A 23,018-nucleotide genomic window follows, 5' to 3' on the forward strand; every position below is an offset into this window, starting at 1 on the left:
ATCGTCCCCGCCCCTGGACAGTTTTGCGTCCGACGTTCAAGACAGCCGCGTTCGCCGAGAAACTACTGGCCGGCCCACCCTCGTTCGGCCAGGTTTCCGCGCCCATGCTTTCGCGTTCCATAAACCAGCTCGACGCCACCGCGCTCGTCGTCGGCATCATCATTGGCGCGTCGATCTTCGTGCAGCCGTCGGTGATCACCGGCGCGGTTCCGACCGTGAGCGGCGTCTTCGCCGTCTGGCTCGCCTCGGGAGTTCTGACGCTCTTCGGCGCGCTGATCGCGGCCGAGCTCGCGTCGGCCTTCCCGCGCGCGGGCGGCGTTTACGTCTTCTTGAAAGAGAGCTTCTCGCCTGCCGTCGGGTTTTTGTGGGGCTGGGCGATGTTCTGGACGATGCACACCGGAATCATCGCGGTCATCGCGACCGTCTTCGCGCGCTACGCCACGTTCTTTTTCCCGACCAACGACTTCGGCGCGCGCGCCATCGCGGTCGGCGCCGTGGTGATCCTCACGGCGATCAATTACGTCGGCGTGAAGCAGGGGAGCGTCGTGCAGACGACGTTCACGCTGCTCAAGGTCGCGGCCATCGTCCTCATCATCGCCGTCGCGTTCGCGCTCGGGCCGCGCTCGCCCCTCACCCCTGGCGTCTCGACTGCCGGTGGCTCGCTGACTCTCTCGAGCGTTCCGCCCGCCATCGTCGCCGGCCTATTTGCGTTCGGCGGATGGCACATGGTCACGTACGCGGCCGAGGAGACGCGGACTCCGGAGCGCACGATTCCGCGTGCGCTCGTCGCGGGCGTGCTGCTGGTTACTGCCTGCTACATCGCGCTCAACGCGGCCTACTTCCACGTGCTGAGCCCCGATCGGATCGCGGGCTCCTCGCGCGTCGCGGCCGACGCGGCCGACGCGGTACTCGGACGGGGCGGCGCCGCGCTCATGTCAGCCATCGTCGCCGTGTCCACCTTCGGTGCGCTGAACGGCGTGATTCTCTCCGGCCCGCGCGCCTACCTCGCGATGGCGCGCGACGGGCTGCTCGCGTCGTGGGCCGCCGCGATCCATCCGCGCTTCCGCACCCCGCACCGGGCGATCCTCCTTCAAGGCGCGTGGGCGGTGATTCTCGTCTCCACGGGCACCTATCGCGCGCTCTTCACGCGCGTCGTGTACACCGAATGGATCTTCTTCGCGCTCATGGCGGCCGGGCTCTTTCGTCTGCGGGCACGCGGCACCTATCAACCGGCGTACCGCGTGTGGGGCTTTCCGGCGGTGCCGATCATTTTCATTCTGGCGTCCGGCTTCATTGTGGCGCACCAGCTCGTAACCGACGCGGCGAACGCGTGGACGGGGCTCCTCTTCGTCGCGGCCGGGTTGCCCGTCTACCTTGTCTTCTTCCGCAAGTCCTCCCTCTCGCAAACTCCACGACATGCTGATTGACGTTCACAACCACTTCTATCCGCCCGAATATCTCGACGCGCTCAAGGCCGGCGACAGCGCGGTCAAGCTGACGATTGACGCCGAGGGCAATCCATGTCTCCACTATCCCGGTGACTACAACGTCGCCGTGCGCGGACATCGGGACATCGGGTATCGCCAGGACGTTCTGATCAAAGAAGGCGTCGACACGCAGATCATCACCTTTACGACGCCGGGCACGCACGTCGAGCCGCCCGACCGCGCCGTGCGCTTCGCGCGTCTCGTGAACGACGCGTTCGCGACGGTGGTGCGCGAACGCTCGCCGCGCTTCGCCGCGCTGGCGACGCTTCCGCTGTGCGACCCGGCGGCCTCGGTCGCCGAGCTCACGCGCGCCGTCACGCAACTCGGCATGCCCGGCGCGATGTTGTTCAGCAACGTCAACGGCGTCGCGCTCGCCGACAAACGCTTCGAGCCGCTCTACGCCGAAGCCAACCGGCTCGGCGCGATTCTACACATCCATCCGACGGATCCGGTCGGCGTCGAAGCGATGACCGACTACTGGCTCATGCCGCTCATCGGATTCTTGGGCGATACGACGCTGGCCGCGGCGAAGCTCGTCTTCGCCGGCGTGCCCGAGCGCTACCCGAACATCAAATGGGTGCTTGGCCACCTCGGCGGGGCGATTCCATATCTGGTGGAGCGACTCGACCGCGGGTTCGAGGCTTTTCCCGATTGTCGCGCCGACATCTCGATCAAGCCGAGCGAGTATCTGCGGAACTTCTACTACGACGGTGTGAACTTCGACCCGCGCGCCGTGCGGCTCTGCGTGGACTTTGCCGGCGCGAGTCAGGTGCTCGCGGCAAGCGACTACCCGCACCAGATCGGCAGCATCCCGAAGATGAAGTCGAGTCTCGCCGCGCTCAGCGTGTCGGACGCTGAGCGCAAGAAGATCATGGGCGAAAATGCGAAAGCGCTCTACAAGCTGTAGCGGCGTAGTTGCGTTGCGCGCGCGGAACATCAGTCAGCGCGCAACGCGACGAGCGGATCGCTTCGCGACGCGCGAAGCGCCGGTACGAAGCACGACGCCACGGCGACCGCGGCGAGCAACGCCGACAGCGTGACGAACACGACCGGATCCGTCGGGCTGACGTCGTAGAGCAGCGACGCCATCCACCGCGTCGCGACGAGGGCGCCGATCACGCCGATGCCGATTCCCGCGGCAGCGACGATCGCGCCTTCGCGCAGCACGAGCCGCACGAGCGCGCGAGGTTCCGCGCCGACGGCGAGGCGGACTCCGAACTCGCGCCGGCGATTCGCCACCGAGAGCGACATCACGCCGTAGATCCCGACGGCGGCCAGCAGCACGGCCACCGCCGCGAAGGCGGCGAGCAGGATCTCGGTCAACCGCTTCGTCGCCAACGAATCCCCGACGACGGATCCCAGGGTCCGAACGCCGTCGAGCGGAATCGCCGAGTCGAGTCTCGAGATCGTCGACCGCACTGAGCGAACGGCGCCGGCGCCGTCCATGTCGGCGCGGATCGCCAACGAGACCCGCTGGGAGCCGCTCTGCGCGAGGCTCACGTATAGATGCGGCGCCGGCAGCCGCGTCGCGTCGCCGTCGTGGATCGCGCCGACGACGCCGACGATCGTGAGCCACGTCGTGTCGCCGGTCGTGCGAATGCGTTTTCCGAGCGCGTCGGGTCCCTTCCAGTATCGTTTGGCGATCGATTCGTCGATCAACGCGATCGGAACGCTCGTCGTGTCGTCGCTGGCCGACACGTCGCGCCCGAACAGGAGCGGAATGCCCATCGTCGCGAAGTAACCCGGGCTCACGCCGATCTGATACGTCTGGCCTTCTGCGCCGGACGATGGCGCCGGGCGGTCGCCGACCAAAAAACCGTCGTAGTTCGACTCGCCCTCGAACGGCAAGCCCCAGGCGAGCGCCGCCGAGCGCACGCCTGGCACCGCGCGAACCTGCTCGAGGATCGTCGCGAAGAACGGATTCGCCGTCGACGCGCTGTTGTACTTGGATGGAAGTGGAAGCGCGATCGACGTGATACCCTCCGGGCGAAAGCCGAGGTTGACCGCGGTGAGGCGCTGGAAGCTCTCGAGCATGAGTCCCGCGGCGATCAACAGAATCACCGACAGCGCGAGCTGCGCGACGACGAGTCCGCTGTTCAGCCGGCGCACCGAGCGCTGGGCGGTCTCGCGCATCGTGAGCTCCCCCGTGGTCCGGGCGCGAACGCTTTGCAGGGCGGGCAGGAGGCCAAAGAGAACGCCGCTCAGCACGGAGATCGCGAGCGTCACCGCCAACACGCGGCCGTCGACATGGACTTCGTGCAAGCGGGGGAGCGCGACGAGCCGAGAGTTGGTGAAGACTCGCACCGCTGCGAACGCCATGGCGACGCCGGCCGCGGCGCCCAGCAGCGCCAGCGCGACGCTCTCGGTGAGCAGTTGGCGAATCACGCGGCTGCCGGTCGCGCCCAGCGCGGCGCGAAGTCCAATCTCACGCTGGCGAATCGCGGCGCGGCTCGACAGCAATGTCGCGACGTTGGCGATCGCGATCAACAGGATGAGTCCAACGGCGGCGAGCAGCACGATGAGAGGTCGGGCAGTCCGTTTCGTCATCGCTTCCTGAAGCGGCCCGACGATCGTCGCCATGTGCGTGCGCGCCGGATCGACCGACTTGCTACGGGCCACGTTGGGCCCGCGGCGCGCCCAATCCCACATGATCGCCGTCGTCTGCCGGCGCGCGTGCTCGACCGAGACTCCCGGTTTCAGTCGAGCGATACCGACGTTCGTGAATCCGAATTGCCGCGACGGATCGAGACCCATCGGCAGCCAGACTTGGGTCCCGGCGGTCGGGAACGCGAATCCCGAAGGCATCACACCGATGACGCGGATCGGGCTTCCGTCAAGATCGATCGTCGAGCCGATCGCATCGATTCGCCCGGCGAATCGCGAACGCCAGAACGCGTCGCTGAGAATGGCGACGCTATTGTTTCCCTTCGTGTCTTCGTCGCGAGTAAAGGGCCGACCGCGCGCAGGGTCGACGCCGAGCACGTGAAAGAAGTCGGCGGTCACCAACGCCGCGTCGACTCGTTCCGCGCGGCCGCCGGCGGCGAGCGTCATCCCGTTCGTTCGATATCCCGCGAACGACTCGAAATCGGTCGCGCCGTCGCGGTACAGCGCGATATTCGCCTGCGAGATGCCCCACGTGGCGAGCCCGATCTCCGGATACGATTGAATGAGCCGAACGATCCGATCGGCGTTGGGATAGGGCAGCGGCCGCAGGAGGATCTCGTCGACGAGGGTGAACATCGCCGTGGTCGCGCCGATGCCGAGGGCGAGCGTGAGCGTGGCGACGAGCGTGAACGCCGGCATGCGGCGGAGCGTGCGGAACGCGTACCGGAGGTCGGACCACACGGATTCGATCCATTCCATGACACGCACCTCTCGCGCATAGCGCTGGTCGATGGTGACGCACTCGTCGCGTACTGGTCCCGGGTCGCCGAACCTCGCGCGCGCCTGGGCCTCGGCGTCGGTCGGCGACGCGCCCAAGCGGCGCAGCTTCTCCTCGCGCATAGCGAGATGAAACGCGATCTCGTCGTCGACGTCGCGACGCGCCGATTGGCCGTCGCGTGAGATTCGGAAGAACCGGCGCCAGCCCCGCCCGACGCTCACGATGGCTCCGGTGATTTGCGCGCGAGCGCCGCGACGATCGCGTTCGCGTGCCGATGCCAGATCGGCGACTCGGCGCGAAAGCGCGACCGTCCGGCGCTCGTGAGCTTGTAGAACTTCGCGCGGCGATTGTTGTCGGACACGCCCCATTCCGCCGCGATCCACCCTCGCCGCTCGAGGCGGTGCAGGGCGGGGTAGAGCGTGCCCTCCTCGAGGAGGAGGACGGATTCGCTGGCGCCCTCGATCCATTCACTGATCCCGTAGCCGTGGAGCGGACCCCACGAGAGGGCTTTCAGGATGAGGAGATCGAGGCTACTGCGGAGAAGGTCGGATTGGGCGTCGGCCATGGTCGCTCGGGAATCTTCCACCCTGTGTGACACAAGGGAAGAAGAAAAGGTTGGGCGACTGAAAAGGCCAGACTCCGAAGCGGCCGAGCCCCGAGACGGCCGAACTCCGAAACGGCCAGACTCCGAGGGGGGCGAAACGGCCGAACTCCGAATAGGCCAAGCTCCGAAGGGTCGAACTCCGAGTACGCGCACCAGCGACGCGCCCCACCCTTCCGCTTCCGGACGTTTCGGTCTTCGGCCGTTTCGGTCTTCGGCCATTTCGGCGTCTCGGCTTTCGGCAGTTTCGGCTTTCGGCAGCTTCGGCTTTCGGCAGTTTCGGCTCTCGGCGGTTCGGCTCTCGGCAGTTCGGCTCTCGGCAGTTTCGGGGCCGGTCGTTTTAGAGTTCGGCAGTCTCGGGCTACCGCCCTGGACCTCCCCCCGCCATCATGGTCGCAACTCTTTCCCCGCCCCCATGCTCCGGACTCTGCGTCTCGTCGCTCTGGCCTCGCTCGCTGCCGCGTGCGCCCGCCCGAACGCGCTCGAGGTCGAATGGATTCCTTCTCCTCGACCCGCCGCTCCCTTTTCCGAGTTGGTTCGTGTCGGCGACGTGCTCTATCTCGCGGGTCAAATCGGTACCGACTCGACCGGTCGCCTCGTACCCGGCGGTCTCCAGACCGAGGCTCGGCAGGCGCTCAACAACATCAAGGCGACGCTCGAGCGGCACGGCTCCGGGCTCGACCGTGTCGTGAAGTGCACCGTGTTCCTCGCCGACATTCGCGACTACAATGATTTCAACGAGATCTACCTCACGTATTTCCGCGCGCGCAAACCGGCGCGGAGCGCGATGGCGGCGTCGGGGCTGGCGCTGAACGCGCGCGTCGAGATCGAGTGCATGGCGGTGACGTAAGGGGGGCGGGCGGGCACGATGATTCCACGAGCACGAATGCGCTCGCGCCGCTGCCTCACCGGCGTCGCTCACCTCTGCGCGATCCTCGCCTTCGTCACGAGCCGCGCGAACGCCCAACGTACGGACCGTCCGACGCACGATTCGTCCGCTCGCGCGACCGCGGCGCGCCTTCACGGAGTGGTCACGAATCAAAATGGAAAGACGCCGGTCGCCGAGGCCGAGGTCTGGTTCGTTTCGCTCGATCGGCGAACGCGAACCGATTCGACGGGCGAGTTCCAGGTCGACGGCTTGCCGGCGGGCCAACTTCTCATCGAGATCCGCCACATCGGTTTCGACGCGCGACGTGAGACGATCAAGCTCGACGGCGGGAAGGAGACCACGCACCGCTTTTCGCTGACGCCCAACGCTCAGCCGCTCGACACCATGCGGTCGGTCGCCAGGGAATCGACGTATATCTCGCCGATGCTGCGGGGGTTCGAGGAGCGGCGCCACTCCGGTCAGGGGGGACGTTTCATCTCCGACAGCGTGTTGCGCGCGAACGAGAGTGACGTGCTCGCGAACATCGTCGCCAGCCGTCTCCCCGGGGCGATGCTGACCACCGGGCAGCTTGGCGCACGGTGGCTGGTCTCGACTCGCAAGGGCTGCCTGGGCCTTGCGTTCCACGTATGCACTCAGCCCAACTGCTACGTCGAGATCTACATCGACGGCGCGCTGATCTACTATCCGGGGATGACCCAGAAAAATCCGAAAGACCCCGGGCTTCAGCCACCGGATCTCTCAAAGATGGGCGTCACCGAATTTGCCGGCGTCGAATTCTATCCCGACGCTGCGTCGATGCCGATCGGCATGCACACAAGCACCGACCAAGGTTGCGGCTCCCTATGGCTCTGGACCCGCGAGAAGTAGCTACCAGTGACCGGACACCGGTCACCTAGCTGGAATAGTACGCCGCGTTCTCCTCGACGTAGCCCTTGGTCAGATCGCATCCATAAGCCGTCGCCGAGCCATCGCCGACGCCGAGCGACACCTCGAGATCCACCCGCTCGGCGGCGAGCGTCGAGCGAACCACCGCGTCGTCGAAGTCGAGCCGCCGTCCGCCTCGCACGACTTGATGTCCATTGATCGACGCGTCCGTGCGGCTCGGGTCGATGCGAACGTCGACGCATTTGCCGACAGCCATCAGCAGGCGTCCCACGTTCGGGTCGGCGCCGTGGACCATCGTCTTGACGAGAGGCGAGTTCACGAGCGACTTGGCGACTCGCCGCGCTTCATCCTCGTTCGCCGCGCCGCGCACCGCCGCGCGGATGAGATGCTCGGCGCCCTCGCCGTCACGCGCGAGCATTTCCGTCATCCGAATGCAGCCGGCGGTGAGCGCGGCGGCGAACGCGCGCATGTCGATGGGCCCCGCGAGCCCGTTCGCGAGAATTGCGCACGTGTCCGAGGTACTCGTGTCGGTGTCGACCGAAAGCATGTTGAACGAGACGTGCACCGCGTCGCGCAGCGCGCGATCGAGCGAAGCGGCATCGAGCTCGGCATCCGTGAAGATGTAGACGAGCATCGTCGCCATGTTCGGCTCGATCATCCCCGAGCCCTTTGCGACCCAGGTGATCGTCGCGCGGCTGTTCGGCACAGACACCGACAACGCCTTCGCGTACGTGTCGGTCGTCATGATGCCCTCGGCGCCGACGAGCGGGTCCGGCACCAAGTCTCGAGACATGCCGACGATACCGGCCTCGATCGTCTCGATCGGCAGCCGCACGCCGATCACGCCGGTCGAGCTCACCAGCACGCGCGACGCTTCGCTGCCGACTTCCTCCGCCGCGGCGGCCGCCATCCGTCGAGCGGACTCCAACCCCTCCGGGCCGGTCGCGACGTTGCTGTACTTGCTGTTCGCGACGATCGCCCGGAGGGAGCCGCCTCGGATCGTCTCTCGGCCGAGCACGACCGGCGCGCCGGGAAACTGGTTTCGCGTGAAGACCGCCGCCGAGGCGGCATCGATGTCGCTCACGAAGAGGGCGAGGTCTTTCGCCTGCGGCTTGAGGCCGCAATTCCGGCTCGCGCACTTGAATCCGCGCGGGAAAATGGGCGTCGCGTGAAAGTCCATGCGAGAAGCGGGTGTAGACGGGGAACGGGAAGCGCATAAGATACACGTACCATGTACATCACGGATTTCACCGACGAGTATCGCCGCTGGCGCCTTGCCGCCGAAAAGGCCATCGGGCAGGTCGGCGACGATGATCTCAACCGCATCCTCGCGAAGGACGGCAACTCGATCGCGATGTTGATGCGCCACGTGGGCGGCAACCTCAAATCGCGCTTCAGCGATTTTCTCACGTCGGATGGAGAGAAGCCCTGGCGCGACCGGGACAGCGAGTTCGACGAGGGACCCTTCGTGCGCGCCGACGTGCGCGCGCTCTGGGACACCGGCTGGGGCACTCTCGAAGCCACTCTCGCGTCACTCACCGACGACGACTTCGGAAAGACGGTCTACATTCGCGGGCAGGGCGCCAGCGTGCACGCGCAGCTGACCCGATCCCTCTCGCACATCGCCAACCATTGCGGGCAGATCATCATCGTCGCCCGCGTCCTCACCAGCGATTGGCAATGGATCACCATTCCGAAAGGCAAATCGCGGGAATACAACCAGAATCCGATTTTCGAGCGACCAGCCTCACGGTGAACGTGCTCGTCGAGGGCTGTGTCGACAGCGTCGAGTCGGCCCTCGCCGCCGAGCGGGGCGGAGCCGGCCGGCTGGAGCTCTGCGCGCAGCTCGACGTCGGCGGCACGACGCCCAGCGCCGAGCTGATCGCCGCCGTGAAGAAGGCAGTGAAGATTCCCGTGTTCGTGATGATCCGTCCGCGCGGCGGCTCGTTCGTGTACACGGCCGCCGAAACGGACCAGATGCGCAAATCCATAGACGCCGCCCTCAACCTCGGCGCGGACGGATTGGTGGTCGGCGCATTGAACGAGATGGGCGACGTGAATCGCGCGCTCACCCGCGAGCTGGTCGAGCGCGCGTCGCTGCATCCCGTCACTTTCCACCGCGCCTTCGATCAAGCGCGGAGTCAGGCGACGGCGCTCGAGGCGCTCGTCGAGGCCGGCGTCGATCGCGTGCTCACCGGCGGCGGTCCCGGCGCCGCCGTCGAAGGCATCGACCTGCTGCGCGATCTCGTCTTCGAGGCACTCGGCCGCATCACGATCATGGCCGGCGGAAAAGTGCGCGGTGACAACGCCCGCTCAATCGTCGACCAAACCGGCGTCGCGGAATTGCACGCCCGCTGCGAGCTGGATCCGACGAGAATCAGCGGCATCGTCGCCGCCGTTCGCAGTTAGTCACCGGTCCACCGGTCCACCGGCCTACCGTCGCCGCGGCCAGGCATTGTTCGTTCGGTCGACATCAGGCACTGCGTTCCGTGGATCAAGCACTATCAGCTGAACCGCCTTCGTCCCCGGCACGTGATACGTGAATCGATCGCCAAGATTCCACATCTCGATCGGCAACTTGACGTCTTGCGTCGTGCCGTCGGAGAACGTGATCGCGAGCGTCGCGGGCATGACCATGGTGCCGCGGTTGGAGAGGTAGACGCTCGTCTGACCGTCGGACCCGCGGGCGACCGAGTCCACTGCCTGGTCGAGTCGGGCCGTCGTGAAAATCCAATCGCGCCAGAACCAGTCGAGCTCCATTCCCGACTGGTCGCGCATCATTCGGAAAAAGTCCGACGGCGTCGGATGCTTGAACGCCCACGCGCGAATGTAGGCGCGGAACGCGGGATCGAAACGATCTTTGCCGAGCACCTCGTAGCGGAGCATCTGCATCATGAGCGCGGGCTTCTGATAGCCACCCCAAAAAAGGTCGCGCACTTCGACGGGCTTCTCGATCAGCGGCTGCTCGTTGCCCGGCACGCCGTGCTCCGCGTACAGGTGCAGCGGATGCACCTCGATCGTGTCGCCGTACGGCGTGCCCGCGAAGTACTTCGCCGCGTTGCCCAAGTCGATGAACGTGTTGAAGCCTTCGTCCATCCACGGATAGAGGCGCTCATTCGAGCCGACGACCATCGGGAACCACTCGTGGCCGAATTCGTGCGCGATCACCCACTGTTGATCTTCGCGCGTCGGGCTGTTGGGCGTGAACGTGAGCATCGGGTACTCCATGCCCTCGATCGGACCCTCGATCGTCGTCGCGTGCGAGTAGGGATATGGAAACCACTGTTCCGAGTAGTACTTGATCGCCTCGCGCCCGATGCGATTCACCTCGGGCCACTTGTCGGCCTTCGGCCGATACAGATCCTCGACGAGAATTCCATTGTAGCCGCTCGCGTCCCAGCGCATGCCGGGGGCGGCGGCGAACGCGAAGTCGCGCACGTTGTGCGCCGTGTAATGCCAGATGCGCGTCGCGGGTTGGGCGCCGCCGGGTCCGGCAGGGCGTGTCTTGGCGACATCGCCGGCCTCAGACGCCGTGATGATCGCGATCGGCGTGTCCGAGTGCTTCGCGGCTTCGAGCCGTTGACGCTGCGTTGTCGTGAGAACCCGAGCGGCGTTCTGTAGTTCTCCCGTTGCGGCGACGATGTCTTCGTTCGGCACTGTCAGCGTGACGTCGAAGTCGCCGTACTCGAGATAGAACTCGCCGGCGCCGATGTATGGCTCGTGATTCCATCCCTTGACGTCGTCGTACACGGCGAGCCGCGGATACCACTGAGCGATCTCGTACAGCGGCCCGTCGTGCCCCATGCGGCCGCCGCCCTGCGCGGGCACGTTGAAGTGCCATTTCGCCGCGATGTCGACCGATCCGCCTGGCGCGATCGCCGAATCGAGATCGACTCTGAGCGTGGTGCCGAACCGCGTTCGCTTCACCTCTTTGCCGCGGATCGTCATCGACTCGAGCCGCGGCGCGCTGTTGAAACCCTGACACGAGAAATCGAAGCTCGTGCCGAGGAAGACGAGTGGCGGCTGGTTGAGCACGTTCGTGATGCTGTTCGGCTCGCAGAGATTCTGCTCGACGAACAGCCAGAGATAGGGCAGCGCCATCGGCGAGCGGTTCACGTAGTGAATCGTCTCGGTTCCCCGGATTTCGTCGCGGGACTGATCCAAGGTCGCTTCGATGCGATAGTCGACTTTTTGCTGCCAGTACTTGGGACCGGGGCGGCCGTCCGACGCGCGATATTCGTTGGGCGTGGGGAGGGCGAGGGCGCGGAAATGGGACGTATCCGCGACCGACGACCGGGTCTGCGCGCCAACCGACAGCGCCGCAAGCACGAGTAGTGTGATCGGCCATGCTCCGCGCCGCACGACGTTCATCTCGGAACCCTCCATACGGGGTGCTGTAGCTTACGCTGCATGGGTCGCGCTCGCTTCCGGCTCATCCGAATCTACGGCACTACGACGCGCGTGCTCGCGAGCTACCTCTGGCTCCGGGCACGACGCCCGTTCGTCGATCCCGCGCGCTACGCCGAGCTGCTCGAGGCGAAGCATCGCGCCAACGCCCGGCGGATTCGCGATGCGATCATCCGCGCGGGCGGATTGTTCATCAAGGTCGGGCAGCTGATCAGCGTTCTGGCGAACGTGCTCCCCGCGGATTTCCGGGCGGAGCTCGAGGGACTGCAAGACCGGCTTCCGCCGCGGCCGTTCGATGAAATCTCCGCGCGTATCCGCGCGGAGCTCGGCGGTGAGCCGGACGCGGTGTTCGCGTCGTTCGACCGCGAACCGCTGGCGACGGCGTCGCTCGCGCAGGTCCACGAAGCCCGGATGGCCGACGGCCGGCGCGTCGCCGTCAAAGTGCAGCACGCCGACATCGACCGCATCGCGAAGGAAGATCTCGAGACGATCCGCCGCATTCTCGCGATCGTTCAGTTTTTCACGCGGTTGCGCGGGATGGAGTCGTACCATCCCGAGATCAGTCAGATGATCGGCGAAGAGCTCGACTTTCGGCGCGAGGCCGAAAACGTCGCGCGGATCGCCGGCAGTTTCGCGGGCAACCGGCTCGTCCGCATGCCGGCGGTCGTGCCGGAGCGCTCCACCTCCCGCGTGTTGACGACCGAATTCGTCGACGGCGCCAAGGTCATCGACTTCGACGCGATTCAATCGCTCGGCCTCGACCGCCAGACGGTGGCCGAGCGAGTGGTGAGCGCGTACTGCAGGATGATCTTCGTCGACGGCGTGTACCACGCGGACCCTCACCCGGGCAATCTGTTCGTCGCACCTGACGGCGCGATCGTGTTCGTGGATTTCGGCGCGGTCGGCGAGCTGTCGGACACGATGCGGCTCGGCGTGCGGCAGTTCTTCGAGGGCGTGATTCGCCGCGACGCGTCGGAAATCACGAACGCCGTCACGACGATGGGTTTCATCGCGCGAAACCCCGGATCGATCGACGTCGCGCAGCGGGTGATCGACTACTTTCAGCGCACGGTGTTCGAGCAGCTCACCACCGAGTCGTGGGGGCTGGGCCAGCTCCAGCTCGACATGCGGGCGAAGCTCGATCAGATGGCCGACCTGCGCCGACTCGACGTCTCGTTTCGTAAGCTCGCCGCGACGTTTCAGGTGCCGAAGAATTGGGTGCTGCTCGAGCGGACGCTGCTGCTTTTGATCGGCCTGTGCATCGAGCTTGCTCCGTCGTGGAACCCGATGACGGTGATTCGACCCTATCTGGAGGGCGTCGTGGCCGGACCTGATCGCAGCTGGACCGACCTGATCGTCACCGCGATCAAGGAAATGGCCAAGAGCGCCGCCGTGCTGCCCGAAGACGTCCGCCAAACGCTCGGGCGGGCAAATCGCGGCGAGCTGGAGATCCGCGTGCCGGAGATCAACGCCGCGGCGCGGCTCGTCTATGCAGGCGCGCGGCAGCTCATCTTTGCCGTGATCGGCACGGCCTCCGGCGTGCTCTCCTATCAGGCCTACGACCGCGGCCAGCGTCTGATCGCGCTCCCACTGCTCGTCATCGCGATCGTCTTCCTGGGCGGACTCACCTGGTCGATGCTGGTCGTGTCGCGCCGCCGCTAAGGGATGGGACGCGAGCCGCTTTCCTTCAATCCATAAACCGCGGCGGCGTTGTCATGCATCACCATGCGCGCGATCGCCTCGGCGCGATCGCGCGTGACGTCGCCGTCGCGCATCATGCCGCTGAGCGAAATGGCGAGCGCGCGCCGGGCCGTCGTCGACGCCACCCACACGATCTGCTCCCACCCCTGCTCGGCGCCGCCGTCGAACGCGTCGGTGCCGAAGAGGACCTTGTCCGGCCATTCGCCGAGCCACTGGCGTAGAACACCCGCTAGAACCGCGGACGACAGAATGTCGTCCATCATCGAGAAATCGGCGTAGACATTCGGCTTGCTGAGCAGGGCCTGCGTCTCGCCGACGAGTGGCCACCCGCCGTGCACGATGACGAATTTGGTCCCGCGCAGCGTGGAGTCGTTGAACGCCGGCTCGAGCAGATGCGGCGCGCTGCCGTGCGTCGCGTAGAATCCGCCGAAGGTTTCGAGCACGTGGATCTGAACGGGCATCTTCTGCGCGCCCGCTTCGCGCGCGATGGCGCGAAAGAGGTAATCTTCGACCGTCTTGTACTCGGCGTGGGTCGGAGTGCCGCCGCGCGCGTACTTCGCGTAGACCTTCGCGGCGGCGACGGAGTCGGGATCGTCGAAGTTGAGAGGGCGGAGGTACGCCGCCTCGAACTTTATTCCGATCGCTCCGTTCGCCCGCTCGCGCGCGAGCGTCGGCGCGACCACGGTGCGGACATAGTCGGCGAGTGTCGCCGGCAGCGTCGAGACGTTGATCTCGCGCATGTACCGCTGGAGAAGCTTCGCCTCGCGCGGGTACAGCGGCTTTGTGTCGGGCGTGAGAGTAGCTTCGCCGCTCACGTCGAGCGGCAGCATCAGCGGATCGGCGAAGGCCAGCCACCGAAATCGCGGCGGCATGAGTCCCGGCCCGACCGAAATCCGATTGGCGATCATCACGTCGATGTTCGCCTGGTCGAGCGCCCACTCGGGGAATCGCAACCCGTTTGTCCGCTGCGCCGCGGCAACGTCGTTCTTGAGCGTGGAGTGGTAGGTCGGGCCGCTCATCGTGAGCGGAATGTGGTAGAGGGCGTTTTGAGCCTGCCGCCACACGGGATCGTCCGCCTTGAGGCGCGACGGCAGGTCGAAGGGCGGAATGCCATCGAGCGGCAGCGCGTCGAAATCCGTGTCGGCCGGCGCGCCTTGAGTGACGGGGCGCATCGGGTGCGCGTGATCGTCGATCGCGTGAATGCCGTTGATGTAGCGGGCGAGGGCGGGGTCGATGCCGGATTGCGCCGGCGCGTTGGTGCACGCGGAGGCCAGCATGACGGCCACGATGGAGGCCCCGACTTGCATGAACGGCGTTCTGCCCACGGAATTCTCCCGTACGATCAGGACGTCGCCGATATACTTTGTCGCGGTACTCGGCGTCAATGTGCAGCGCCGAGCCGTCGGTTGCCGTAGGAATCTCCAGAAGATCCCCCTTTCCTCGACTCACCGCGAATGTCCATTCTCGATACTCGACTCGTGGCCGCCGTGGCGCTGCTCGCCGCCGTCGCGGGCGCGGGTTCGCTGGCCGCCCAGGAGAACTACGAGATCCAGGTTTACGGTTCGGAAACCGTTCCGCGCGGCGTGACGATGTTCGAGCTCCACTCGAACTACACGCTGATCGGCAGCAAGCTTTCGCCGAGCAGTGCCCTGAGTCCCACGAATCACGCGCTGCACGAGACCGTCGAGATCACGCACGGCTTCAACGAGTGGTCGGAGCTTGGCTTCTATTGGTTCACGTCGGTGCCCTCCGGCCAGTCGTGGCAGTGGGTCGGAACGCATCTTCGTCCGCGCGTGCGCGTGCCGGACAGTTGGGGATGGCCGCTGGGCGTGAGCATTTCGCAGGAGTTCGGCTACTCGAAGGCGGCCTTCACCGACGGCGACACGTGGACCTACGAGCTTCGTCCGATCATCGACAAGCAATTGGGTCCGTGGTACGCATCGATCAACCCGACGCTGGAAAAAACCCTGCGCGGCGACAACGCCAACGTGCCGTTCGTTTTCTCGCCGAACGTCGACGTCGGCTACGACGTCACCAAGCGCGTCAACTTGTCGGTGGAGTATTACGGCGCGACGGGACCGATCAACCGGCTGGATCCGATCAAGGACCAGGAGCACCAGATCTTTCTCGCGACGAATCTCGATTTCGGGCCGGAGTGGGAGTTCAACTTCGGCTATGGAACCACGCTCACCGCGACCGGCGACAAGCACATCGTGAAGATGATCCTGGGCCGGCGCGTCGGGAAGTAACAAGACAAGAGCTTGAACGCCGATGCACGCGAATAAGCCGGGATGAGCGCGGATACAACATTCTTGGAAGGCCTTGCGGTTCAAGAGGTTTGAATCCGTGTGCATGAGAATCGGAATCCGCGAGCGTCCGCGTTACTGCTTTTGGTGACCGACAAGACAAGAAAACGGCCCGCTCATCGCGGGCCGTTTTGTTTTGAGAGATCGGGCCAGATTACTTGCCCGCGTCGAGATCGTTCCAGTTCATGATCGCGTTGAAGCCGATCGCGAACGTGCCCTGCGTCTGCCAGCGCCAGTACGGACGGAAGGCGAACATCACGATGTGACCCTGGCCGACTTTCTCGTCCACCAGGTTCGCGCGGTTCGAGAGCAGCGCGCCGTTCTCCAACGTGCCGGAGAGCAGCATGTCTTCCGCCTTCGCCGGGAACTGCATCACGACGCGTGTCGACGAGCTCGGGTCGGCCGTCAGTCCCGGAACGGTCGCCGGTCCGCCGCCTCCACCGAAGCCCCCGAATCCGCCGCCTCCACCCGCACCGCCACGACCACCGCGGCCGCCGGCGGGTGCACCGGCCTGCGCGACGTTGAAGTCGTTGCCGATGCTCGTCGCGACGCCGTAGGCGACGCCCGTGTGGTCAGGATCCCACGACGAAAGCTTGAGCGGCGTGGCCATCGGCGTGGTATTCTGCGTCTGCGTGCCGCGGTTGCCACCGCGGCCGCCACCCGCAGCGTCCGCCGCGGGAGCAGTCGCCGCCGGAGCCGCCGCGACGGTCGTCGCGCCCGCGTTGAGCACCGGGCCCGAGCTGAAGTACACCGGCAGCTCGCTGTGGTTGTACCCGTAGACGAGTGGGCTCTTCATGTCGGTGATCTCGGCGCGGAGAATCGTTCCGCGCGCAAAGAGGCCTTGAGCCGACTCGTACTTCACGCCCGGCGTGAGACCCATCTCCGGCAGGATCTGCGACGTGCCGCCTTCCGTGATGAGCGTGCCGCCGTGCTGCACGAACGCGTACAGCGCCTTCATGCCGTCTTCGCCGAGCGCGCCGCGCACGTCGTCCGTCGAATCCGGATAGCCGAGGGAGGGGAACTCCTTCGTGCTCTTGTACGGAACGGGCAGATCCTGGCCCGCGGCGCCACCCCGGCCGCCGCGTCCACCGCCGGCGTTTCCGACGCCGCTGCCGCCGTGCGGATAGATGATGACGTCGAATTGCGAGCGCAGGTCGCCCATCTTCGCGACCGAGTTCTCGCCGAAGTACTTGTAGGGCACGCCGTAGGTGTCGAACGCGGCGCGCACCCAACCCTCGTCCTGCGTGCGCGTCCAGCTATGGATGTAGCCGATGCGCGGGATGTCGAGGTCGTGCGACTTGACCGTCGGCGCCGAGGCCACCGCGTAGGCCGTGAGGCCGAGCGTCTTGAGCGACGGATCGAGCTGTTCGCGGTTCGCGTTGGCGACGATGATCGCGCCGGCCGAGAAGTTGTGGCCGTCGGCGCTGAACGCCTCTTCGGCTGCCGACATCTTCACGCTCGGATTCTTGAAGCGGAACGAGACCAGCGTGTTGTCGCTGTTGTTCTCGACGATGACCGTGTTGCCCGTGCCGGTGATGCCGCCGGGCGCGGTGACGAGACCTTTCACCGCCGTCATCGGCTGCTTGAGAACGCTCGCGTCGGTGATTTCGGTGACCGTGATGTTCCGCATGAGCGGAAACGTCCACCCCGTGTCGTCGTACGGCGAGGGGTTGGCCGGCGCGAAGTTCTGGAGCGAGAAATACATGTCGGCGATCGTGCGATACGGCTGGTCGCCGCGGATGATGTAGTCGCCCGCGTTGACCTGCACCTTGCCGGCCGTGAACGACGACGTCGCGCGCTGGAACTCGAGTCCCTGCGTCTCGAGCTCGTTCACGGCTTCGGCCGCGTTCTCGCGCGCGTGCTGGTTCGCCGGAATCACCCACGCGTACACCGGGCCTTTCTTGCCGCGGTCGACGGCGTGCTGATTCTTGATCCAGTAGTTCTCGAGGAACATCTCCTTGTCTTTCGCGACCCGGTTGAGCGCGAAGAGGATCGCCGACTCCTGGATGTTCGTGTTCGCGCGCGGACTCCACATGATCGAGTCGAGCGGCGGGTTCGGACGGAACCACTCCTTGCTCGTCGTCGTGCGGCCCGGCTGCACCGGATACCACTCGCAGTTGCCCGAGCAATAACTCTGGACCTCGTAAAAGCGACCGGTCGCGTTGTGCGTGTGCGCGATGAAGAACATGTAGTTCGGGACCCAGCCGTCGTAGAAGCCGTAGGTCCACACGCCGGGCACGCCGCGCTTGGTCATTTCCATGACGTCGTTCTTGGCCATGTACCACCACTCGTCGACCGTGACCGGGTCGAGCGCGTCGTTGTACGGGCCGGTTCCCGTCGACGCGTAGAGGTACGTCTGCGCCTCGTGCAGGTCGTGCAGGAACGTCGGCGTCCACTCGAGGAACGTCTTCGTCGTGACTTTCGTCAGGTCGAGGAACTGTCCCATGCCGTCACGGTTGTTGTCATGCTGGACGTACTTGCCCCAGTACATGAGTGGCAAAGCATTGCCGCCGCCCCCACGTCCGCCGGCCTGCGCGTTCGGGTTCGGGTGATCCTTCGCCCACTGCACGTTGAAGTTGTGGTTGTCGACGTATTTGTCGCGGCCGTCGACTTCGATCACCGGCGTGATCAACGTGATGACGTTGTTGCGGATGTTCTGGATGAGCGGCGTTTCTTCGACCACGAGACGGTACGCGAGCTCCATGAGCATCTCGGGCCCGCCCGATTCGGGCGAGTGCATGCCGCTCACGGCCCAGTAGATCGGCTTGGCCGTGTGGATGAGCTGCTTCGCGCGCGCTTCGCTCGTCTTGCGCGGATCGGTCAGCTCGTGGAGGTAGCCTTTGTACTGCTCGAGATTCGCGATCGTCTTGGGGTCGGCGATCGCCATCAGGACGATGTCGCGGCCTTCCTCGGTCTTGCCGATCTTCCAAAACTTCGCGCGCCCGTTCGACGCCTTGGCCACCGCTTCGAGATAGCGGTGAATGTCCTCGGCGTGATCGAGCACGCCGCGCGCGCCGACGATGTGTCCGAGGAACTTGAGCGGCGTCGGCACGGTGCTCGATGCCGGCAGATGATCGACCAATTCGGTCGAGATGCGCGGATCGGACAACTCTTTCTTGATCTGCGCGGTGTACTCCTGATCGATTTTCTGCGCCGACTGCGCGAGCGCACCGGCGACGGGCAGCGACAGCCCGGCGGCGACGATCGTGCTCCATCGGCGGATCGATCGAATCGAACGGGACATCCGATCTCCTTGTACGGAAAGTGGGCGGGTCCTGACAAGTGATTCTGAGTCTTTGGCTCGCTTGATCTACGCGCGAGTGCCCGAAACCGCGCGAAGTCCGGTGGACCCATGTTCGTATCCGAACACCGAGTCCCACAGCCGAGCGTCGGAACATCGCGCGCGGAATTCTAAGCGTCAATGGATCAAGGGGTTGACGTGTTTCGCCCGGGGAATGGGGCGTGCTTGGCGGGACGGGTGCGGGGGCGGCGTGCGAAGACCCGGAACGTGGCTGCGCGAGGAGGAACGGGTCTGCGCCTCCACGGCCGGACTCCGACCTCCGCGCCACGCTCCCGTCCCAGGTCTCCCGCACACCGCACTCGCTTCCCTTCCGGTCCCAACACGCCGCCTCCGCTCACCGCACTCAAATGTTTACAAAAGACCTCGGCTTCGCCGTTCGATCGCTCCGAAAACATCCCGCGTTCACGCTCACCGCGATCGTCACCATCGCGCTCGGCGTGGGTTCAACCACGGCGATCTTCAGCGTCGTGAACGCGGTGCTGTTGCGGCCGCTTCCATACGTGCAGCCGGATCGGCTAGCCCTGATCAAGTCGGACATGAAGGTGCGGAAGGTCCTCGATTTCCCGATCGCTCCCGGCGACTGGCTCGACCTCCGCTCGAAAGCGACGTCGTTCGAGTCGATCGCTGGCATAGCCTCGTTTCCAGGTCCGTTGGTGGCCGACGATGCCAAGCCGGAGCAGATCGTGGTCGCTGGGGTGACGCCGAATTTCTTTTCGGTCCTCGGCGCGCGGATCGCGTTTGGCCGCAACTTCGTGGAAGCGGACGGTGCGGCTCCGCCACCGCCGCCGAAGGGACCGGATGGGAAACCGTTGCCCTTCGATCCCGCCAGACTCCCGCCGCAGATCACGATCATCAGCCACGGACTCTGGCAACGAAAGTTCGGCGGCGATTCGTCGGTGATTGGCAAGACCGTCCAGATCTTCGGCCTGCGGTCGACGATCGTCGGGGTGTCGGAGCCCGACCTCACGATGGTGTTCAACACCGGCATCGGCGGAACGGCCGACGAACCGGACGCTTATCAAGCCAATCGCATCGACTACACCACGGCGTCCCGCATCAACGTCTTGTACCGCACGGTCGGACGACTCAAGCCGGGCGCCAACCTCGCGACCGCGAACGCGCAGCTCGCGAGTCTGACGGCCGATCTTCAGTCGCGCTTTCCGATCAAGAAGACGTCGAACACGGTGTGGTACGCCGAACCGATGTCGGAGGGGATCGTCAAGAGTGTTCGCCCGGCGATCCTTGCCCTCATGGGCGCGGTCATGTTCGTGCTGCTCATCGCGTGCGCGAACGTCGCGAACCTGCTGCTCGTTCGCGCTTCGGCCCGTGAACGCGAGCTCGCCGTGCGCTCCGCGCTCGGCGGGTCGAGACGCGTGCTCATCGCGCAGATGCTGGCCGAGAGCCTCGTCCTCGCCGGCTGCGGCGCGATCGTCGGACTCGGTCTGGCCAAGCTTGGCATCAATCTGCTCTTGAGCATCGCGCCGTCGAACCTGCCGCGCATCGCCGACGTCTCGATCGACCCGATGGTGCTCACCTTTACGGCGGCGATCGCGATGGTCGCCGCATTCGTCTTTGGAATTCTTCCCGCGCTTCGGGCGTCGCGACCGAACCTCGCACAAACGCTTCGCGCGTCCGGACGATCGTCAGGGCTGCAGTCGGGCAGGTACGTGCGACAAGCGGTGGTCGTCGCCGAGGTGGCGCTTTCGTTCGTGCTTCTGGTCGGGTCGGGACTCATGCTGCGCAGCTTCGTGGCCCTGTCGCATATCGATCCCGGTTACGATCCCACCGGTATCATGACCTTCTCGGCGCCGTCGAACGGTCTGCGAACGCCGGAAGCGCGGCAGGCGTTCGTCGCCACCATGAAGCAGCATCTTGCCTCGATTCCGGGCGTTACCGCGGTGACCGCCGCCACTCCGCTTCCGCTCGATGGCCTCGACTTCAGCATGCGTTGGGGTCTGCCCAGTGCCGCGGAAGACGCGTCGCGTTTCCGCCAGGCGACGGTGCACATCGTGCTGCCGGGGTATTTCGAGGCGATGCACGCTCGCGTCCTCGCCGGGCGCGCGTTCACCGATGGCGACAACACGAACAACGCGACGGGCATCATCATCGACGACCTGCTGGCCTCGAAGGCATTCCCCGGAATGCCGCTCACGGAGGTGATCGGCAAGCAGCTGCTTTGCCGCATTTTCACTCCAGAGCCGCAGATGTATCAGGTGATCGGCGTCGCGGCGCACGAACGGCATCTCTCACTGGCTGATCCGGGACGCGAAGGAGTCTTCGTCGTCGACGGTACTCCCGGATTCAACGCCGCGGGTCGATGGGCCTTGAGAACGACCGGAGATCCGACCCGACTCGCGCCCGAAATCCGTCGGGCCGTCGCCGCGGTCGATCCGCTGGTGCCGATCGGCGAGCTCAAACCGATGTCCGACTACGTCGACCGCGCGATGGCGCCGACCCGATTCTCGCTCGTGCTGATCGGCGTGTTCGCGATCGTGGCCGCGACGCTCGCGTCGATCGGTCTCTACGGCGTCTTGTCGACGGCCGTGCGGCAACGCACCGCGGAGATCGGCGTGCGCATGGCGTTCGGCGCTACGGCTCAGAGCATCTTCCGTCTGATGATCGGGCAGGGCATGGTCCTCAGCGGCATCGGCATCGCCACAGGGCTCGTGGCTGCATTCGCGCTGACCGGCGTGATGCAGCGGGCGAACATGCTCGTGGCGATCACACCGACGGATCCGCTCACCTACGCCGCGATCGCCGTCCTCTTCGCCGCGATCGCCGCTCTGGCCTGCTGGGTCCCCTCCCGCCGAGCGGCGTCACTCGATCCGAACGTGGCGCTGCGCGAGGAGTGACGATCGCTCTCAGTCCTTTGGCCCGTCTTGGCGCTCTGGCCTCACCCGCCACGACGACATCAACGATTTGGAAGCGGACACAAACGGATATGACGGAGACAAGCGGAGGAACTGCTCTGTGAACGACTGAGGGCGGCCTGCTAACCGCGCAGCGCGTCCTTCAGTCGTCGGCCGCGCTCTGATGCGGGGCCAGGCGATTTGGGCGCCGGCGTTCCGGGCTGCGTGTCGACGTGGAGCGTAACGAACGTCGGGCCCGGTGCGGAGAGAGCCCCGGCCGCGGCGTCTTTCCACTTCGCGAGATCAGAGAACTCGAAGGTCGAACAGAAGCCCGCCGCTCTTGCCATGGCGACGAAGTCGACGCTGCCTGAGCCGGGGATCGGTTCTTCGCCGGTGACCTCGTAGACGCCGTTCTCGAACATCGCGACGGTCAGGTTCGTCGCCTTGGCGTCGGCGATCGAGACCAGCGAACCGAGGTTCATCAGCATCGAACCGTCGCCGTTGCACACGATCACCCGGCGCGACGGCTGGGCGAGCGCCAACCCGAGGCCGATCGACGTCGCGTGGCCCATCGCCGACGGCACCATGACGACGTCGAGCGGATGCTGCGCGAATGTCATCCAGTCGCGCGCGGGCGTCATCGTGGTGACGACGATGTCGCGCTCACCGCGTGCACCGTGGATCGCGGCCAACGCCTCACGCGCCGGCATGCGGGCGCTCACGACCGTCCCTCCGCGATGACGACGGACGCGGGCGCACCGGAGACCGACGCGGCACGATAGTGCGCCTCGATGTCCGGCATCTGGTCGCGCCGCGTGATCAGACGATACGGAATGCGCCACGCATCGAGCGTCGGCTCGGTGAACACGAGGCACGTATCGCCCGGCAGATTTTCCTGGTTCAGATAGCTCCGGTATCCGATCATGCTGAGAATCGGAAGCTTCCAGTCGTGCAGCGCGTTCCGGATCGCGTCGCCCGACTCGAACAATCCGGTACACTGGATCAGCACGAGCGGAACGGCGCCGCCGAGGTGCAACCCGGCGGCGACCTGCCACGTTTCACCCTCGCGGCACACGCGCACGACCCGAATCGTGCCTCGCCGCTCGAGCTCCGCCTGCCACGGTCCGATCGTGCTGTCCGGCACCGTCACCACGTGCGTGACGCCGAGCCGCTCGAGCAGCGATGCGATCTCTTCGCCCGAGAACATTCC

General features: G+C 65.7%; 17 protein-coding genes. 9 read left to right on the plus strand and 8 right to left on the minus strand.

From position 1 onward, the window contains the following. Positions 1-104 precede the first annotated feature (104 nt). Together VGQ44_14055 and VGQ44_14060 are read left to right on the plus strand one after the other, a co-directional pair. Entirely contained in the window at positions 105-1,427 is a 1,323-nt protein-coding gene (locus VGQ44_14055) for an amino acid permease (protein HEV8447950.1), read from the plus strand. Then, positions 1,417-2,394, plus strand: a complete 978-nt coding sequence (locus tag VGQ44_14060; GenBank protein ID HEV8447951.1) for an amidohydrolase family protein — start codon at positions 1,417-1,419, stop codon at positions 2,392-2,394. Before VGQ44_14055 ends, VGQ44_14060 begins: the two co-directional genes overlap by 11 nt. 29 nt (positions 2,395-2,423) lie before the next feature. On the opposite strand, the gene VGQ44_14065 is transcribed toward VGQ44_14060, so the two are convergent. Together VGQ44_14065 and VGQ44_14070 are read right to left on the minus strand one after the other, a co-directional pair. Further along, on the minus strand, positions 2,424-5,090 hold the full coding sequence (locus VGQ44_14065) for an ABC transporter permease (protein ID HEV8447952.1): 2,667 nt from the start codon (positions 5,088-5,090) through the stop codon (positions 2,424-2,426). Then, a complete protein-coding gene (locus tag VGQ44_14070) occupies positions 5,087-5,434 on the minus strand; it encodes a PadR family transcriptional regulator (GenBank protein ID HEV8447953.1) in 348 nt (115 codons plus the stop codon). The genes VGQ44_14065 and VGQ44_14070 overlap by 4 nt, the downstream gene beginning before the upstream one ends. Before the next feature lie 451 nt (positions 5,435-5,885). Between VGQ44_14070 and VGQ44_14075 the strand changes: the two genes are divergently transcribed. Beyond that, the gene (locus tag VGQ44_14075) at positions 5,886-6,320 is read left to right on the plus strand and encodes a Rid family detoxifying hydrolase (GenBank protein ID HEV8447954.1); all 435 of its coding nucleotides are present in this window, start codon (positions 5,886-5,888) and stop codon (positions 6,318-6,320) included. Positions 6,321-6,356: 36 nt separating this feature from the next. Then, positions 6,357-7,226 carry a carboxypeptidase-like regulatory domain-containing protein gene (locus tag VGQ44_14080; protein ID HEV8447955.1) on the plus strand — a complete coding sequence of 290 codons (870 nt, stop codon included), beginning with the start codon at positions 6,357-6,359 and terminating at the stop codon, positions 7,224-7,226. Between the two features lie 25 nt (positions 7,227-7,251). Here the strand turns inward: VGQ44_14080 and argJ are convergent, their stop codons facing one another. Continuing rightward, complete coding sequence (argJ, locus tag VGQ44_14085) at positions 7,252-8,424, minus strand: bifunctional glutamate N-acetyltransferase/amino-acid acetyltransferase ArgJ (protein HEV8447956.1); 1,173 nt, start codon at positions 8,422-8,424, stop codon at positions 7,252-7,254. Positions 8,425-8,475: 51 nt separating this feature from the next. On the opposite strand from argJ, the gene VGQ44_14090 reads away from it, so the two are divergent. Next, positions 8,476-9,000 carry a DUF1572 family protein gene (locus tag VGQ44_14090; GenBank protein ID HEV8447957.1) on the plus strand — a complete coding sequence of 175 codons (525 nt, stop codon included), beginning with the start codon at positions 8,476-8,478 and terminating at the stop codon, positions 8,998-9,000. Beyond that, a complete protein-coding gene (locus VGQ44_14095) occupies positions 8,997-9,653 on the plus strand; it encodes a copper homeostasis protein CutC (GenBank protein HEV8447958.1) in 657 nt (218 codons plus the stop codon). Before VGQ44_14090 ends, VGQ44_14095 begins: the two co-directional genes overlap by 4 nt. A gap of 24 nt (positions 9,654-9,677) precedes the next feature. On the opposite strand, the gene VGQ44_14100 is transcribed toward VGQ44_14095, so the two are convergent. Then, positions 9,678-11,615 (minus strand): M1 family metallopeptidase, encoded by a 1,938-nt coding sequence (locus VGQ44_14100; GenBank protein HEV8447959.1) that lies wholly within the window; start codon positions 11,613-11,615, stop codon positions 9,678-9,680. Between the two features lie 39 nt (positions 11,616-11,654). Here VGQ44_14100 and VGQ44_14105 point away from each other — a divergent pair, with 39 nt between their 5' ends. Next, entirely contained in the window at positions 11,655-13,313 is a 1,659-nt protein-coding gene (locus tag VGQ44_14105; protein HEV8447960.1) for an AarF/UbiB family protein, read from the plus strand. Here the strand turns inward: VGQ44_14105 and VGQ44_14110 are convergent. Beyond that, on the minus strand, positions 13,310-14,677 hold the full coding sequence (locus tag VGQ44_14110) for an amidohydrolase family protein (protein HEV8447961.1): 1,368 nt from the start codon (positions 14,675-14,677) through the stop codon (positions 13,310-13,312). The genes VGQ44_14105 and VGQ44_14110 overlap by 4 nt on opposite strands. A 129-nt stretch (positions 14,678-14,806) precedes the next feature. On the opposite strand from VGQ44_14110, the gene VGQ44_14115 reads away from it, so the two are divergent. After that, a complete protein-coding gene (locus VGQ44_14115) occupies positions 14,807-15,601 on the plus strand; it encodes a hypothetical protein (protein HEV8447962.1) in 795 nt (264 codons plus the stop codon). 211 nt (positions 15,602-15,812) lie between these two features. Here VGQ44_14115 and VGQ44_14120 read toward each other — a convergent pair whose 3' ends face one another. Continuing rightward, positions 15,813-18,902, minus strand: coding sequence for a M14 family zinc carboxypeptidase (locus VGQ44_14120; GenBank protein ID HEV8447963.1), 3,090 nt, complete (start codon positions 18,900-18,902; stop codon positions 15,813-15,815). Positions 18,903-19,306: 404 nt separating this feature from the next. Here VGQ44_14120 and VGQ44_14125 point away from each other — a divergent pair, with 404 nt between their 5' ends. After that, complete coding sequence (locus VGQ44_14125; GenBank protein ID HEV8447964.1) at positions 19,307-21,811, plus strand: ABC transporter permease; 2,505 nt, start codon at positions 19,307-19,309, stop codon at positions 21,809-21,811. A 140-nt stretch (positions 21,812-21,951) separates the two neighbouring features. Here VGQ44_14125 and VGQ44_14130 read toward each other — a convergent pair whose 3' ends face one another. Next, on the minus strand, positions 21,952-22,530 hold the full coding sequence (locus tag VGQ44_14130; protein ID HEV8447965.1) for a thiamine pyrophosphate-dependent enzyme: 579 nt from the start codon (positions 22,528-22,530) through the stop codon (positions 21,952-21,954). Continuing rightward, positions 22,527-23,015, minus strand: coding sequence for a thiamine pyrophosphate-binding protein (locus VGQ44_14135; GenBank protein ID HEV8447966.1), 489 nt, complete (start codon positions 23,013-23,015; stop codon positions 22,527-22,529). Before VGQ44_14135 ends, VGQ44_14130 begins: the two co-directional genes overlap by 4 nt. Between the last annotated feature and the right edge of the window lie 3 nt (positions 23,016-23,018).

The organism is Gemmatimonadaceae bacterium (assembly GCA_036003045.1).
Classification (GTDB): Bacteria; Gemmatimonadota; Gemmatimonadetes; order Gemmatimonadales; family Gemmatimonadaceae; genus JAQBQB01.